General features: G+C 44.8%; 16 protein-coding genes. 2 read left to right on the top strand and 14 right to left on the bottom strand.

The features are described from left to right. Positions 1 to 322: 322 nt before the first annotated feature. From HA044_RS03950 to HA044_RS03920, 7 genes are all read right to left on the bottom strand, one after another. A complete protein-coding gene (locus tag HA044_RS03950; protein ID WP_187539503.1) occupies positions 323 to 1372 on the bottom strand; it encodes an aldose epimerase family protein in 1050 nt (349 codons plus the stop codon). 48 nt (positions 1373 to 1420) lie between these two features. Further along, positions 1421 to 2584 (bottom strand): SIS domain-containing protein, encoded by a 1164-nt coding sequence (locus HA044_RS03945; RefSeq protein WP_187539501.1) that lies wholly within the window; start codon positions 2582 to 2584, stop codon positions 1421 to 1423. Between the two features lie 82 nt (positions 2585 to 2666). Then, positions 2667 to 3071 (bottom strand): PTS sugar transporter subunit IIA, encoded by a 405-nt coding sequence (locus HA044_RS03940; RefSeq protein ID WP_187539499.1) that lies wholly within the window; start codon positions 3069 to 3071, stop codon positions 2667 to 2669. Positions 3072 to 3082: 11 nt separating this feature from the next. Then, positions 3083 to 3904, bottom strand: a complete 822-nt coding sequence (locus HA044_RS03935; RefSeq protein WP_187539497.1) for a PTS system mannose/fructose/sorbose family transporter subunit IID — start codon at positions 3902 to 3904, stop codon at positions 3083 to 3085. After that, positions 3891 to 4805 (bottom strand): PTS mannose/fructose/sorbose/N-acetylgalactosamine transporter subunit IIC, encoded by a 915-nt coding sequence (locus HA044_RS03930; RefSeq protein ID WP_187539495.1) that lies wholly within the window; start codon positions 4803 to 4805, stop codon positions 3891 to 3893. The genes HA044_RS03935 and HA044_RS03930 overlap by 14 nt, the downstream gene beginning before the upstream one ends. A gap of 27 nt (positions 4806 to 4832) precedes the next feature. Beyond that, on the bottom strand, positions 4833 to 5309 hold the full coding sequence (locus HA044_RS03925) for a PTS system mannose/fructose/N-acetylgalactosamine-transporter subunit IIB (protein ID WP_187539493.1): 477 nt from the start codon (positions 5307 to 5309) through the stop codon (positions 4833 to 4835). After that, positions 5306 to 7093 (bottom strand): glycoside hydrolase family 35 protein, encoded by a 1788-nt coding sequence (locus HA044_RS03920; protein WP_187539491.1) that lies wholly within the window; start codon positions 7091 to 7093, stop codon positions 5306 to 5308. The genes HA044_RS03925 and HA044_RS03920 overlap by 4 nt, the downstream gene beginning before the upstream one ends. Before the next feature lie 133 nt (positions 7094 to 7226). Here HA044_RS03920 and HA044_RS03915 point away from each other — a divergent pair, with 133 nt between their 5' ends. Then, positions 7227 to 7943 (top strand): GntR family transcriptional regulator, encoded by a 717-nt coding sequence (locus HA044_RS03915; protein ID WP_187539489.1) that lies wholly within the window; start codon positions 7227 to 7229, stop codon positions 7941 to 7943. A 458-nt stretch (positions 7944 to 8401) separates the two neighbouring features. Here HA044_RS03915 and purB read toward each other — a convergent pair whose 3' ends face one another. From purB to purD, 7 genes are all read right to left on the bottom strand, one after another. Then, positions 8402 to 9700, bottom strand: a complete 1299-nt coding sequence (purB, locus tag HA044_RS03910) for an adenylosuccinate lyase (protein ID WP_187539487.1) — start codon at positions 9698 to 9700, stop codon at positions 8402 to 8404. A 54-nt stretch (positions 9701 to 9754) separates the two neighbouring features. Then, positions 9755 to 9982: a phosphoribosylaminoimidazole carboxylase gene (locus HA044_RS03905; RefSeq protein ID WP_187539485.1), complete on the bottom strand. Its 228-nt coding sequence runs from the start codon at positions 9980 to 9982 to the stop codon at positions 9755 to 9757. A gap of 9 nt (positions 9983 to 9991) precedes the next feature. After that, positions 9992 to 10942 carry a ketopantoate reductase family protein gene (locus HA044_RS03900; protein ID WP_187539483.1) on the bottom strand — a complete coding sequence of 317 codons (951 nt, stop codon included), beginning with the start codon at positions 10940 to 10942 and terminating at the stop codon, positions 9992 to 9994. A 91-nt stretch (positions 10943 to 11033) separates the two neighbouring features. Beyond that, positions 11034 to 11669 carry a YdcF family protein gene (locus HA044_RS03895; protein ID WP_187539481.1) on the bottom strand — a complete coding sequence of 212 codons (636 nt, stop codon included), beginning with the start codon at positions 11667 to 11669 and terminating at the stop codon, positions 11034 to 11036. Between the two features lie 26 nt (positions 11670 to 11695). Beyond that, on the bottom strand, positions 11696 to 12787 hold the full coding sequence (gene purK, locus HA044_RS03890; protein WP_187539479.1) for a 5-(carboxyamino)imidazole ribonucleotide synthase: 1092 nt from the start codon (positions 12785 to 12787) through the stop codon (positions 11696 to 11698). After that, a complete protein-coding gene (gene purE, locus HA044_RS03885; RefSeq protein WP_187539477.1) occupies positions 12774 to 13262 on the bottom strand; it encodes a 5-(carboxyamino)imidazole ribonucleotide mutase in 489 nt (162 codons plus the stop codon). Before purE ends, purK begins: the two co-directional genes overlap by 14 nt. 219 nt (positions 13263 to 13481) lie before the next feature. Further along, on the bottom strand, positions 13482 to 14744 hold the full coding sequence (purD, locus tag HA044_RS03880; protein WP_187539475.1) for a phosphoribosylamine--glycine ligase: 1263 nt from the start codon (positions 14742 to 14744) through the stop codon (positions 13482 to 13484). Between the two features lie 183 nt (positions 14745 to 14927). Between purD and HA044_RS03875 the strand changes: the two genes are divergently transcribed. After that, on the top strand, positions 14928 to 15947 hold the full coding sequence (locus HA044_RS03875) for a GBS Bsp-like repeat-containing protein (RefSeq protein ID WP_187539472.1): 1020 nt from the start codon (positions 14928 to 14930) through the stop codon (positions 15945 to 15947). Positions 15948 to 15988: the final 41 nt, after the last annotated feature.

The raw sequence follows: 15988 nt of genomic DNA, 5'->3' as shown, positions 1-15988 counted from the left end.
AATACTCGTAAAAAATAAGGAACGTAGTTTTCGCTTCGCTCAAACTGCATCAATATCTCTAAATTCGGTTGAACTCTCTGAGTTCACCTCATTAAGAGATATAGAAAGGCCACCGGTTTTGGTGGCCTCTATAGGGAGATGATTATGAAAAAGTTTTAGGAGTGTTATCATTCAAAGTTAGGAGGTCTTTGATGATGGTATTAGTATACGATAGGAAGCTTAAAATTTCCTTATCTTCATTTTAAAAATACATTCTTTTTTAGAAGAAGGCAAAGTGTGGCGGTTATCCACTTCTCCGTCCTAAAAACTTCTTCTGTTCGTTTCAATTTTTTTGTGTCTTCACAAGGGCATGGTAGCGGGTCTTGCTGGTAAAGACTTGACCTGCTCTCAGGATAACCTTCTCTGCTTGCCCACTATGAATAGCATCTGGCACTGTTTGGAATTCAAGTGCCAGGCCATTGTGCTGCACCATCGGTTTTCCATCAAGATGCACGCTCTCGTCTACAAAATTGGCTGAATAAACGACCAAGGTCGGTGCTTCTGACTGGAATGTCAAAAAGCGACCACTTGGCTCATGATAAAGAAAGCCCGCCTGTTCCTGATTTGGCGCTAGAGCAAAAGGATGGTCCAGACCTTCTACCAAGCGGATTTGCGGGTCTGAATCCCGAAAGAGATCCGCTAGTCGCATCGCTTGAGAGAGATGGTGGACAAGAGGACTGTCTCTTTCAATGCTTTGCAAAGGAACTCCGTCTGGCTGAATCGGGTAAAGTCCCTGATGATTGATCTGAAAGACATGGTCATCGATTGGCTGTGTATAGTTTCCAGACAAGTTGAAATAGCTGTGGTTGGTTGGATTGACCAAGGTATCTTGGTCTGTTTCTACTCGGTAAGCAATCTCAAGCACCCCTTCTTCACTCAAGCTATAGGTCACCCAAACCTTGAGATTCCCTGGGAAGCCACCCGTCCCATCTGCACGCTCCGTATAAAGAGTCAGACCGTGATCCGTGACGGACTCTACCTGAAACAAGGCACTGTCCCAACCAGTTGATCCACTGTGGTTGCAGTTATGCTCATTATTCTTTTCCAGGTTGTAAGTTTGACCATTGAGCTCAAAACTTGCCCCCGCAATCCGGCCCGCGACAGGGCCAATGCTAGCCCCATACTTCGGACTATTTCCCACATAATCCTCAAAACGGTCAAAGCCTAAGACAACATTTGTAAAGTGACCTTCCTGATCTGGCGTCACATACTCTAAAATCGTTGCTCCATAGGTCATGACACGCAATTGGTAGCCTTGCTCATTTTCAAAGCGATAAGCCAGCACCTCCTGATTCTGCCATTTTCCAAATACAGCTACTTGATACGATTTCATAGAACTCCTCCTCTCGCTCTTCGTTTTCATTTCATTTTACACCACCGTCTATTGGAAAGGATGGATGATCACTCCTTGAACAACCCGGTTGACCGTTCCCGTTGGTGACGGCGTATCTGGGCGATTGTTCACCTTGAGCGAGGTCAAAAGAGAAATTAGTTGACCGTAGAGGATATAAGGGAAGGCGCGATAAATATCGAGTGAGTTCTCCGAAGCTTCTACTAAGACTTCCCGTACATGATCGATTTCAGACGCTTGATCTGTCAAAAGGATGACTTGACGCGCAATCCGATCCCCTGCCACTTCTCGTACCAAGTCTAAATCATACTGACGCGTATAAGGATCGATGGATCCAAAGACCAATACAAGGGTATCTTCATTGATCAACGATTTCGGACCGTGACGGAAGCCAACAGGGCTCTCGTACATGGTTGCAATCTTTCCTGCTGTTAATTCTAAAATCTTGAGTTGAGCTTCGTGCGCCAGTCCAAAGAAAGGCCCTGCCCCCAGATAGATCACGCGCTCGAAGTCTAAATCTACAACTTCCTTGACTGCTTGATCACTGGCTAGTACCTGTTCAGACAGACGAATCAACTCCTCAACCCGTTTTTCCTTGGTTTCTTCCTCACTCGGATCAAAGACCAAGAGGGCTGTCAAAAGCATAGAAGTAAAGCTCGAAGTCATGGCAAAGCCGGCATCATTGGTTTCTTTTGGTTGTAAAAGCAAGAGATTGCGCTCATCCCCGTGCGCCTGGAGGGCTAATTTCCCTTCCTCTGCACAGGTGATAGTGACTTGGTAAAGATCCTCCACCAAGTCTTTGGCTAAGTCTACTGTCGCAACACTTTCTGGGGAATTGCCACTTCGGGCAAACGAAACCAGAACCGTTGGAACCTCTTTTTTCAAATAGATTTGAGGATGGGCTACAATATCTGTTGTCGCAATGGATTGGAAATTCCAGTGGCGTTCATCGTGCACTTCCTGCAAATACGGAACCAAGGTATCCCCCACATAAGCAGAAGTTCCCGCTCCAGTCAGGATAACCTTAATGTAGTCATGTTGCTTGCCGATTTTTGTTAAAAAAGCTTGGATTTCTGCTTTTCTTTCTTGGTATAAGCGGGCGGTTTCTCTCCAAACTCTTGGTTGTTGGTAGATCTCACGTGTTGTGATCTCTGCTCCTAGCTCCTGCAAGTCTTCTTTTGTATAGTCTAACATAGCGAGTTGTATTCCTTCCTACATTCTTTTTCAGTACATGGGAAAGGAGCCTGAGAAACTTCTCCCAGACTCCCCTACCAACCTACTCGTCTTCATCATCATCAAGGTTTGACAAGAGGTCATTGACCTTGACAATGCTTTCTTTCGCACGTTCCGGATAGTTGCCCTCACTACCAATCAGACTGCTATTGATGAATTCAATCACCATCGGAAGATTCATCCCAGCATACAAGTCAATGGCGCGGCCTTCAAGGATCAAACGACTCACCGTGTTGCAAGGCGTCCCTCCCAGGAGGTCTGCAAAAACCACGTAATCGTTTACTCCCTCAACAGCTGCTTCAAATTTGGCTGTAAAATCTTCCGGACCTTCTTCTGGTAAGAGCGCAACCGTATGGATGTTTTCTTGTGGCCCCATAATCATCTCTGTGCTCGCTTTAAGCTCTTCACAGAAGCGACCATGGCTGACCAATACTAACTGTTTTGCCATACGCTACTCCATTATTGCATGCCAAAGAAGAAATGACCAAAGGCAGAGAAAGCAAGAGCTGCTACGATAATCAACAGGATAGCTTTTGTAGAGTTCATACCTTTACGTCCAAGCAACCAGTAAATCACACCAGTGATAATAGCTGGAACCAGGCGTGGGAAGATCAAGTTGAGCATATCTTGGATATCGATAGCTTTGTCCCCGATGTGTGGCATCCAAGTCACATCAACGTTGATCATAGAGGCAATCAAGGCACCAACCATGAAGATACCCAGAACGGCAGCTGCATCAATCAAAGCTGTCAAGGTACTTTGCATGTTGTTGATGAGGTTAACCCCTTCTTTATAGGCAAATTCCAATTGTTTCCAACGGAAAATGTCATAAGCAACTGCCACAGCGATCCATAAGAAGATACCGGCTGGGTTTCCTGCAACAGCCAAAGTTGCTGCGATTGAACCCATAATAGCTGGGACCAAGGAACCAAAGATAGAATCTCCAAGAGGGGCAAATGGTCCCATAAGACCTGTCTTGATCCCATTAACAGCGTCTTTTGATTTCACACCATCTTTTTCTTCCATTGCAAGGTCAAAACCAGCAATAATGGTGTGGAAAAATGGAGAAGTATTGAAGAATTGAGTATGAACTTTCATCATTTCCTTCAATTCAGGAGTGCCATCTCCATACATCTTCCGCAATTGTGGTAACAACATGTATAGGTAACCGGAAGCCTGCATCCGTTCATAGTTCCAACCCAATTGGAAGGTAAAAAGACTCCGTTTGTTGATTTGTTTAAAATCCTCTTTGGTGAGAGTATAATTCTTAGAATTCGTCATCTTCAATTTCCCCACTTTCTACATTGCTTGCTGGAGCAGCTACGACTGTACGTTGGTTGTTTTTGAAGTGTTGCACTGCAAGGAAGATACCGATAATGGCAATACCAATCATAGATACACTCTTGAAGTTGTTAACAAAAGTAATAGCTTGTTCTTTTGGAAGTTTAGCGAACACTTTAGAACCAACAATGCTAGACACTGCAGTACCAAGGCTTTGAACATTGCTATAAAGCACTGTCAACATTGCTGTTAAGCCAAAGCCAAGTGCTAAGTAGTGAAGGTTACGACGAACAGGAAGGTAACGAAGCAAGATCGCAAATCCAAGACCAGGAAGCATACGTCCTGCAAGCGTCAAACCATTTGCAACCCATTGATATTGTTGAACCAAATCAACAATTGATTGAACAAATTTTCCTCCAAAAGCTAAAGCGAAGAAAACTGGAAGGGCACGAGAGAGAGCCCAAGGAATAGCACCTAAGAGATAGTTGCGTTCAATTCCTTTGTAGTCAAAGCGTTCGATCGCAGCATCAATACGGTGTGCAAAGGCAGTTGTACTCATCCGACCAAGGATATCAAAGTATGTCAACAAAGTTGCTACCGGCACAGCGATTGTAGCAATTGCAATTTCTGGTTTGATTCCTTGCGCTACTGAAAAGGCAGTCGCAAGAACGGCACCAGAAGTGGCGTCGATACGAGAAGCTCCACCAAAAGTACCAACACCGAGCACTGTCAATTGAAGAGAAGCTCCGATAAAGAGACCTGTCTTTAAATCCCCCATAACAAGGCCTGTAATGAAACCAGCAAAGACAGGTGATCCTGCTGATGAAACAATCGTCAACTCATCACAAATTTGATAAGCTGAGTACAAAGTAAGTAGTAAAATTTGCCACCATTGTATCATGACAATTTCCTCCTAAAAATTTTTCTTTTATTTTAATAACTTCATAAAATCTTCTGCTGTGTCATTTGGCACCATTTGAGAAGTAATGCGAACCCCTTTTTCGTGGATCTTGTGGAAAGCTTCCACATCGTCATCCACAACATTGATGGAGCGTGTAATGGCGCGTGTCTCATCAGATTGAGACATATTGCCGACATTGAGTGCTTCGATCTGTACACCCGCTTCAATCAAGCGGAGATAACGATCTGGCTTGCGAGCTACGATAAAGAGTCGTTGGCTATCATATTTCCCAGCCAAGATATTTTCCGCAGCCTTTGCGATTGGCAAGATACTGAGTTTGACACCCGGTGGTGTCGCCAGTTTCAAGCCACTTTTTTCGATATCATTTTGAGCGACTTCATCATCGATCACCATGATACGCGAAACGTTGAGCTTGGTAGTCCAAAGATTGGCTACCTGTCCATGGATCAAGCGTCCATCGATACGGCATCCTACAATTGTCATAAGTTTTCCCCCTTTATTGTCAAAAATGTAGGTTGTTGAACAAGTTGAAGTGTCTCTTGATAGCGTCCTTCTGTCTCAAAGACGATAATGGTGTTGTCGCCTTCTTTGAGGAAACCATGAGGCACATAGAGTGAGGTGGTCGGTCCGACCTCCCAGAAACGCCCAAGATTGTGTCCATTGACAAAGACAGCACCTTTTCCATATCCCATCATATCAATATAGGTATCGTGGGCATCATCCAACCGAAAATCAAAACGGTAAAAGGCTGGTGCGTTTTCCTGCCATTCCTTTGAAAAATCCAATCGACTCAGGTCTTGTAGCTCGAGTGGGTACTGCTTCCACTGAAGGTGGAAATGCAAATCCACACAAACTCCTGTACGAATCCCCTTGCGCTGGCTATCAGCTAGGAGTTTATGACCATAGTTGACACGTCCCATATTCTCAAGAAGAATCTTGAGATTAACGGAACTTTTCTCATCCCCTTTGATCAATAAATCCTCACCGATCTCTGTCTGGTATTGCGTTGCCAGATGCCGATCATTCACGTACACCTGTGCCCGATCTCGACCATCGATGATCCGGAGTCGTTCCTCCGGTGCATCCATTTCAACATCTGTCTCATACAAGAGATAGCCGGTATGTTGACCCAGCTCTTCCATCCGTTTTGGGTAGAGGCTTGTCTCAACCTGGGCTATGTTGTGCACATTGGCAAAGAGGCTAGTCTTAGCTGTTAGTGATAAGGTTCGTGCTGGCAAGCACTCCTTGATGAGCGGTTCTTCTTGAGGATATTGCGGATAATAGGTCGCCATCATCTTTTGAACAGCGTAGTACTTCTCCGTTGGATTGCCCTGCTCATTGAGCAAAGCTCCATAATCATAAGACGTTACCTGTGGCAAATCAAGTGTCCCTCGAGCAGAGCAACCATTCATGAAACCAAAATTGGTGCCACCGTGAAACATGTAGAGATTGATCGAGCCAAGCTCTAGAACCTCATGCACGGCTTCTGCCAACTCCTCAGGATCTCGATGGATCACTGGTTCCTTCCAACGAGTAAACCAACCATCCCAGAATTCCATGCACATCAAGGGCCATTTCTTCCCATGCTCATCAAAGAATTCCTGCATCTGAGCAAAATTATAGCTGGCCTTGGAGCCAAAATTCCCTGTCACAAAGACGTCGTCCTCAATCAAGGTTCCTGCTCTGAGCGTTGCTCGCCATGGACCATCTGAGGTAAAGAGTGGACAGGTCACACCTATTTCTTTCATCAGATCGCGAACGGCCCGAAGATAGGTCTTGTCTTCTCCGTAAGAGCCATATTCATTTTCCACCTGCATCATGAGGATCGGACCACCCTGATCCACTTGGTAGCGAGTCAATATCCCTAGCAAGCGATCATAGTAATGACTGACAGCTTCGATAAAAGCTGGATCAGATGAGCGAATCCGCATGTCTTCTTCCAAGAGCCAGGCTGGCAATCCGCCAAATTCCCACTCTGCACAGATAAAAGGTGATGGCCTTACGATCATATAGAGTCCTAGGGATTGAGCGGTTTGGATAAAACGTTCTAAATCCAATCCATCACTAAAATCAAACTGCCCCTTGTGCGGTTCATGGGCATTCCACGGAACATAGGTCTCAACCGTGTTAAAGCCCAAAGCCTTTAGATTGAATAAAGAATGGTACCAATCATCTGGGTCAATTCGGAAATAATGGATCGCTCCTGATAAAATCTTGAAGGGTTGCCCGTTTAAATAGAAAGCATCTCGGATCTCAAATATTCCCATAAACTGCCCCCCTTTCTAGCATGTAACCCTTTTCATTTATTAATATAATAAATTTTTTTAAAAATGTCAACACTTTTAAAAAAAATATGTTAAAATAAGGTTAATAAGAGAAATGTAAAGAGAGGTAGCTACTATGGCAATTCCGAAGTATCAGTACATTAAAGATGATCTGAAGCAGCAAATCATTTCAGGAAAATTTGAAAACGGAGATAAATTTTATACCGAGGCTGAACTCATTAAAATTTATGATGTCAGCTCGATCACCGTTGTCCGTGCTTTGAATGACCTCGCTGCTGATGGCTACATTGTCCGCCAACAAGGAAAAGGGACTTTCGTTTCTCGCGCTCGAAAACACAAACTCGTTGAATTTTCAGACGTTGAAACCTTTCCTATCCAAAAGGCAACTGTCAAAGTTCTCTCGATCAAACGTGGAAATACCCTAGGTATCCTAGAAAAACTTGGACTCAACCCAACGCAGTTCTACTACAAGATTGAACGGGTTCGCAAGACTGGAAACGACACCTATATCTTCCACCAAACCTATATTCCTGAACAATACATCAATCCAAATTATCCAAATTTGGAATACTACAGTTCTATCTATGATCGCTTCAAAGAAGATTACCATATCCATATGAATGACGAACACTTTGAAGAAGTGAATGAGATCGTCTTTCCTACACCTAGCAAGGTCGCTAAGGTATTGGAAATCGACGAAAACTTCCCAACGGTCAAACAGGTGAAAATTACAAAATTAGAAGCCACTGGCCAAATCCTCGAGTACACCGAGACGTATAAGCGCGGGGACTACTACAAGATCAAATTTATCTCCTGCGACCGCGATCACTAAGAACGAAAAAGACTGAGACATCTCGGTCTTTTTTATATAAACATTATAACACTCTTAAATTAGTTTTAAAAGATAAAAATGTAACTATTTATAATTAGTGACAAATTGTCCGGAGAAAAACGTGTTTGAGATGCAGCAAATAGAGTGGGACGAAATCGGTCATTCGTTAGAATTCGATTTCGTCGTCCCACCTCCGCACAGCTTCAACAGTCTGGGAGACTGTTGAAGGTTGCAGATAAAGGAAACATAGTTTCCGTCAACATAGGGCATCTTTGAAGCTTAAAAAGCGAACAAAGACCTAGGATACTTGCTTCGCAAGTTCTATCCGTCACCTCAAAGCAGTGCTTTGAGCACTCAGCCACTGCGTCTTGCTCGATAATCCAAAAACAATTGAGAGGCTAGGACTTTTGTCCCAGCCTCTTTTCGTTTATTTTTCAAATTCCCGCTTTTCGTTGCGATTAGTCACCCAAACCGATGCGTTCGAAGATTTCATCCACCCGTTTGGTGTAGTAAGTTGGGTTGAAGATTTCGTCGATTTCTTCTTGAGTGAGGCGTGAAGTCACTTCTGGATCTGCTTCAAGAAGTGGCTTGAAGTCGACTTGGTTATCCCATGATTGGGCAGTCTTCGGTTGAACAAGGTCGTAAGCTTGCTCACGCGTCATGCCTTTTTCAATCAAAGTCAACATGGCACGTTGGCTGAAGATGAGACCAAACGTAGAGTTCATGTTGCGTTTCATGTTTTCTGGGAAAACTGTCAAGTTCTTCACGATGTTTCCAAAACGGTTGAGCATGTAGTCAATCAAGATGGTTGTATCTGGTGTGATAATACGCTCAGCTGATGAGTGAGAGATATCCCGTTCATGCCAGAGGGACACATTTTCATAAGCTGTGACCATGTGACCACGGATCACACGCGCAAGACCTGTCATGTTTTCAGAACCGATAGGGTTCCGTTTGTGAGGCATTGCTGAAGAACCTTTTTGTCCTTTGGCAAAGAACTCTTCCACTTCACGTTGTTCAGATTTTTGAAGACCACGGATCTCCGTTGCCATCCGCTCGATAGAAGTTGCAATGCTAGCAAGAACTGCAAAATACTCAGCGTGAAGGTCACGAGGAAGGACCTGTGTAGAGATTTCTTGAGCACGGATACCAAGCTTATCGCAGACGTATTTTTCAACAAATGGTGGGATGTTGGCAAAGTTACCAACCGCACCAGAAATCTTACCAGCTTCCACACCAGCAGCCGCATGCTCGAAACGTTCGATGTTCCGTTTCATTTCGCTGTACCAAGTCGCCAATTTAAGACCAAAAGTTGTAGGCTCAGCGTGCACACCGTGGGTACGCCCCATCATGATGGTGAATTTGTGTTCTTTAGCCTTGTCTGCCACGATTTTAGTGAAGTTTGCAAGGTCCTTGCGGATAATTTCATTGGCTTGCTTGTAGAGGTAACCATAGGCAGTATCGACCACGTCAGTAGACGTCAAACCATAGTGAACCCACTTACGTTCCTCACCAAGAGTCTCAGAAACCGCACGTGTGAAAGCCACCACGTCGTGACGAGTTTGCTGCTCAATTTCCAAAATGCGGTCGATATCAAAGTCCGCTTTCTCACGAATCAAAGCCACATCTTCCTTAGGGATTTCCCCCAACTCAGCCCATGCCTCGTCAGCCAAGATTTCCACCTCAAGCCAAGCACGGTATTTATTTTCTTCACTCCAAATGTTCGCCATCTCAGGGCGAGAGTAACGGTTGATCATGTTTAATTTTCCTTTCTGTTGATGTATCATATCAGTTAGCAACCGACTGTCGCTTTACTCAAATTCTTCTTTTCCAATCCACACTGACGGATAGTGATCTAATGTATTCAAATCCATATCAAGAGGCAGATCATAGACGGCTAAATAGTTTTCAGGATATTGTGCAACTAGCTCTTCATACTTCGCTTTCACTCTTTCGTGATCGCTACTAGCATACAAAACTTCGACGACTGCCCCAGTCTTCTCTTTTTCGACAAATGCGTTGACGATGAGTTGAATCATAAAAACCTCCTAAATCGAAATTCCCTTCATATTTGCTTCCAGAATAGGCATCTTGACACCTAACTCTTGACCAGTCTGATAAACACTTTGACAACAATAGAAGATGTCCTGTTTATCATTGTGCAAGGTCATGATTTTTCGGGTCAGCTCATTTTTCGCAAACATGACTTTCATGGCCTTGCCGGCTATCCAAGCGGGAATTTTGTATGGCAAGAGTTCGGCTTTGTAAAGCTTCAAATTCACGCCACGCGCTTCTACGACTTTCAAAGCTTCTCGAATGGCCTTGATAGCCAATGATAATTCCGAAGAACTATTCATCAAGTTCAAAGCCAATTCTTCTGGGTTTTCCAGATTCCCTGAACGTGCAGCTGTCGAAGTGACACCCGCATTAATCGCCATGTGAATCCAAATCCACTCGACCATATCATGAGGAACTTCCCACTTCAAATCTGCAGAAGTCAGTAAAACCGTCAGATCAGCATAGTTAGAAATCTGTGCTTTTTGCTCACCTTCTAGCATTAAATGGTCGAACAAGACACCATCTAAATGATTCTCCTGCATGTGACCACCCGCTGTCGGAAAAGCTAGAATATAGTCGTAGTCTCCTGCCCACTCCTCAACCTCTTTTCGAGTATCCCAGAAATTACAGAAGAAAACGAGAGTGCCTTTGACATTATTTTTACGCAAGGTCTCCACGGCTTCTTTGACAAAGCCATGACGAACACTGAGAAAAATAAAGTCATATTCCGAATCAGCTTCTGACACATGAACCTCATAAGTGTCATGTTTGTTTTCACCCTTGGAATGATAGCGACCATCTAGCAGATCAACCGACAAGTCCTTCGGAGCAGTGTTTTTCTTACTGTCTCTCAATACATGTTCTACTTGGTGGCCTGCTTTTTGAAAAGCATAGGCATAAGTCGTTCCAATGACTCCGAGCCCTAGAATTGCTATTTTCACCTAAAAATCAATCCCTTTCCAGCAGTAGTTGTATGGCTTCTCTTGTTTAACAAAAGCATTGACGATGAGTTGTATCATAAAACCTCCCAAATCACAATTCAATGTCTAACTTTAAAATATCTCCTTTTTCTCCATAACGGAGAAGCCGCAGATACTCTCCCCAAACTCTGGACTTGCCAATGTCTGTATTCATCCAGCTATCCCGACCAATCTCAACATCCTTGTAAAAGGCATTGAAGGTATATGGGGTGTAGCAAAGATGCTTTGGTAAGTGCTGAGCCAAGGTTCGCCATTGCCTACCAGTCGCGTGACTTTTGCAAATGAACATAACTGTCTCAACACTATTAAAATCAAAAATTTCTTTGGCAAATAGTACGTTTTCTAAAGTATTGCTAGAGGAGTTTTCAGATTTAATCACTTCTTCAGGAATGCCTGTAGCTAACAGATGCTGAATAATAACCTCTGCCTCTGTATGTCCATTCCAATCTGGATGAGGCGTTCCTGTTAAACTTCGGCCGCCGGTCACAATGATTCGTCTTACATAACCTTTTTGATATGCCTCAATAGCTTTTTCCCAGTGACCCGGGTGAGTTCCACTGAAGACAAATAAAACATCACACGGCTGAGGTTCGATTATTTTCCCAAAAACACTCTTAGTCAAAAAGGAGATTTCTTTATTGGAGAACTCTTTCGGAACTTCTGGACTTTTCGGAATAATCGGTTTCATCTATAACATTTCCTCCACAGATTTTTTTAAAAATCAATCCCTTTCCCAAATTCCTCAACCTTATCTGGTTCATTACTAAACAAAGTCACATGTCCCATCTTGCGGTTGTGCTTTGCTTCTAGTTTACCATATAAGTGGAGGTGAGCGCTTGGATTTTCTATCACATATTTTTCAGCAGCCTCGACGTGTTGGCCGAGAACATTGAGCATGACAGCTGGTGCATGGAGGTGGATGGATGGCAATGGTGCTCCGAGAACGCCCAAGATATGGGTGTCAAACTGTGAAAAGTCGCAGGCTTCAATCGAATAATGCCCTGAATTGTGCGGACGTGGCGCGATTTCGTTGACGATAATGTCATCAGCTGTCGCAAACATTTCCACACAGAGGGTACCAGAGAGGTTCAGTTGTTCAGCGATTCGCACTGCCATGACTTTAGCTTTGTCTGCTAGACTTTCTGAAATGCGAGCAGGAACGATAGTTTTAGAGAGGATATTATTACGGTGGATATTTTCCTGAACAGGGAAGACTGTCACGTCCTTGCCATTCCCAGACACGATGACAGAAATCTCCAAGTCGAAATTGACAAATTCTTCCAAAACACACTCGGCTGAATCGGCTAGAGCATAAGCTTCTTCCAAGTCTGCTTCTGAACGAATAACCTTTTGACCATGGCCATCGTAACCACCGGTCGCAGTCTTGAGGACATAGTTTTTCGACAGGTCGATGTCCGCCAAATCTTGGCTTGAAGTTACAACCTTATAAGGTGCAACGGTGACTTGAGCCTTATTTGAGAGAAAGTCCTTTTCAAAAATCCGATTTTGAGAGATGCGAAGCAGATCAGTCCCTTGTGGAAGCTGTCCTTCTTTGATAACAGCGTCAAGGCCGTCAGCATCCACATTTTCAAATTCATAAGTGAGAACATCACAGCGGTCCGCCAATTGACGAAGAGCCTCTACGTCGTCGTAAGGGGCTGCGATAATTTCCGCCACACGGGAGGCTGGGCAATCAGCTGCTGGGTCCAAAGCGATAACCTTGTGGCCCATGTAGATAGCTGAGATCGCCATCATCTGACCGAGTTGGCCACCACCGATGATACCAATGGTTTTAGTTGAGCTCATTTGTAGACTCCTCTGCGATTTTTCCTTGTTCTTCAGAAAAGTTAGCAAGCGCATCCGCAATGGCTTTGTCTTCTACTGAGAGGAGACGGAGGGCAAAGAGAGCAGCATTGGTAGCTCCTGATTCACCGATAGCCATGGTTGCGACAGGAACCCCACCAGGCATCTGAACGATAGAATAGAGCGAATCCACGCCACTAAGAGCACGTGATTTGACTGGTACACCGATGACTGGAAGGGTTGTTTTAGCAGCCACCATCCCTGGCAAGTGAGCAGCGCCACCCGCACCAGCGATGATGACCTTGATGCCACGGCTACGTGCTTCTTCCGCATGTTTGAACATGAGGTCCGGTGTACGGTGTGCGGAAACAACTTTCTTTTCGTAAGCGACACCGAAGTTGTCGAGAACTTCAGCAGCTTTTTGCATGGTTGCCCAGTCGGATTTTGAGCCCATGATAATGGAAATTACTGGTTTCATTTATTCTCCTTTTTTAATAATCGTCTATTGTAGTGCGGACGTAACCGACCGCCTATGGCGTTCCATTACTAAAACTGGAGCCTAGGTCTCCAGTTTTCCGCTCCTAGTAGCTTTGCTACTAGGAGTTCCACTACTGCGACGATTATCTTATACTAGCTCGCTAACGCTCGCAAATCAAACGACCATTATCGGATTGGCGACTTCGTCGCTTTTGAAATTTTATTTGTTCGCCTTGCTACCGATATCTGTACGGTAGAAGAGGCCTTCTGTGTTTTGTTTGTTGAGTTCGTTGTAGATAATTTTTTGGCCATCTTTGACGGTGTCTGCTGTGGTAACCAGCATATAAACGCGTCCGCCGTTTGAGAGAAGGTCTTGGCCATTTTCAGCGAATTTCGCTCCAGCATAGTAAGTGATGATGTCGCCTTCTGTCTTGGTAGGAAGCTTGACACCTTTCTCATAAGCCAGTGGGTAGCCGTTTGAGGCTACAACCACGCCTAGTGTCACACCCTTATCCGTCCAAGTGATGGCTGGCTCTTTGCCATCCAAAATATCAGTAATATTTTGCGCAAAGTCAGATGTCAAACGAGGCAAGATGATTTGCGTCTCAGGATCGCCAAAGCGAGAGTTGAACTCGATGACTTTAGGGCCGTCAGCTGTCAAGATAAGACCAGCGTAAAGGACACCAGTGTAAGGACGACCTTCTTTAATCATACCTTCAAGAACTGGCTTGACAATGGTGTCAACCGCTGTGTCAACCACGCTCTGTGGCAGGTGAGGAACTGGCGCATAGGCACCCATCCCACCAGTGTTGGGACCCTTGTCACCATCATAGGCACGTTTGTGGTCCTGAGCCGTTGGCATAATGTAGAACTTATCCCCATTGACAAAAGCAAAAAGAGAGAATTCTTCCCCGTCAAGGAATTCCTCGATGACCACACGCGCACCTGAGTCGCCAAATTTATTGTCCAGAAGCATCTCGTGAGCCGCTTCGACGGCTTGCTCAACGGTCTCCGCAACGACAACACCTTTTCCAAGAGCTAGTCCATCTGCCTTGACGACGATCGGAGCACCTTTCTCTTCGATATAGGCCTTAGCTTCCTCGAAATCTGAAAATGTGCCATAGGCTGCTGTTGGAACATCGTATTTGACCATGATTTCCTTAGCAAAATCCTTAGACCACTCCAGTTCAGCCGCAGCCTTGGTCGGACCAAATGCTTTGAGTCCTGCCGCATTGAAATCATCCACGATCCCAGCAGCAAGAGCATCATCTGGACCGATAAAGGTCCAAGCAATATCGTTGACTTTTGCGAAGTCAATCAGCTTAGAATGTTCGGAAATTCCGATGCTGATCAAATCTAGACCATCTAATCGCATCCCGTCATTACCAGGAGCCACGAAAACCTGCTCAACGTCCTTAGACTCCAATAATTTCTTGGCAATCGCATGTTCACGACCACCAGATCCAACAACCAAAAGTTTCATTTCGAACCTCTTTTGCGAATTATTTTATTAAATTATATCATAATCGTTCGCTTTATTCTATTAATTTCAGTGAATCTCCCTGAAATGCAGTAGAATCCAAACTTTTTTCCTTTTCAAACCCATTTCTGCTTTCTTTTCCGAATAGTATAAGTGAGACCTACTAAATTAACAAAAAGGAGTATTATGCAAACCATTAAAAAATTCGTATTACTGACTTGCGCCACCTGGGGGATGCAAGGCCCCTTGGCTCATGCCGATCAAGCGACCAATGCTATCTATGCAGAAAAAGGGAAACTCATGATCCATCTTGGAAATGTTCCAGCTAAGTACCAAAAGATTCAGGTCCCCATCTGGTCTGATCAAAATGGCCAAGATGACCTGATTTGGTATCCTGTGAAACGCAGTGACACCGGATTCAATCTAGAAGTACCTTTAATCAACCATTCTGATCAAGCTGGACTATACCATGTCCATGTCTATGGCGTCGAGGGCAATGGACAAGTAGCTGGCCTTTACCCTCTCACGACTAGCGTCCAAGAAAAAGACCTCGCTTCTTCCCAACCCAAGATCACGATCAAACCTGTCTCCTCACAAGAATTCGAGGTAGACCTGAAGTTATTCGAGGATGTGGAGGAGATTGTCTTTCCCATCTGGTCAGAAGAGAACGGGCAGGACGATCTGGTCTGGTACCCCGCAAAGAAGATCGCACCTGGACATTTCCAACTGCGCTTTCAGGCCCAAAAACACAAGGGAAGTGGCCTATTTCACCTACACGTCTACCAGAAAAAGAAGGGGCAACTGCAAGGAATGTTCCCAACTACCTTTCAAGTGGAAAAGGCAAGGCCAAAGCTCACTCCACTCGCGACGCATCCAGGAAACACCTACCCCATCGGTGAATGTACCTGGGGTGCCAAAGAATTAGCTCCTTGGGCCCACAACTGGTGGGGAAACGGTGGCATGTGGGCAGCTAGTGCACGCGCCGCGGGATTCCGTACAGGAGATACCCCAGAGGTCGGCGCCATCGCCTGTTGGGACAATGGAGGATATGGCCACGTCGCTCTTGTAACAGACGTCGAACACGACCAAAAAATTCAGATTCAAGAAGCCAATTACAACGGCCATCGCTATATCGACAACTTCCGTGGCTGGTTCGACCCGACCAATCCCGTCTGGGGAACGGTCACCTATATCTATCCCGATTAAGGTCTTCATGACCAGCAGAAACGGCACCCATCCATTGATGC

Origin of the sequence: Streptococcus sp. IMAU 99161, from assembly GCF_014435245.1 — a bacterium.
GTDB classification, from domain to species: domain Bacteria; phylum Bacillota; class Bacilli; order Lactobacillales; family Streptococcaceae; genus Streptococcus; species Streptococcus lactarius.
This window is presented reverse-complemented; position numbering and strand designations above follow the sequence as displayed.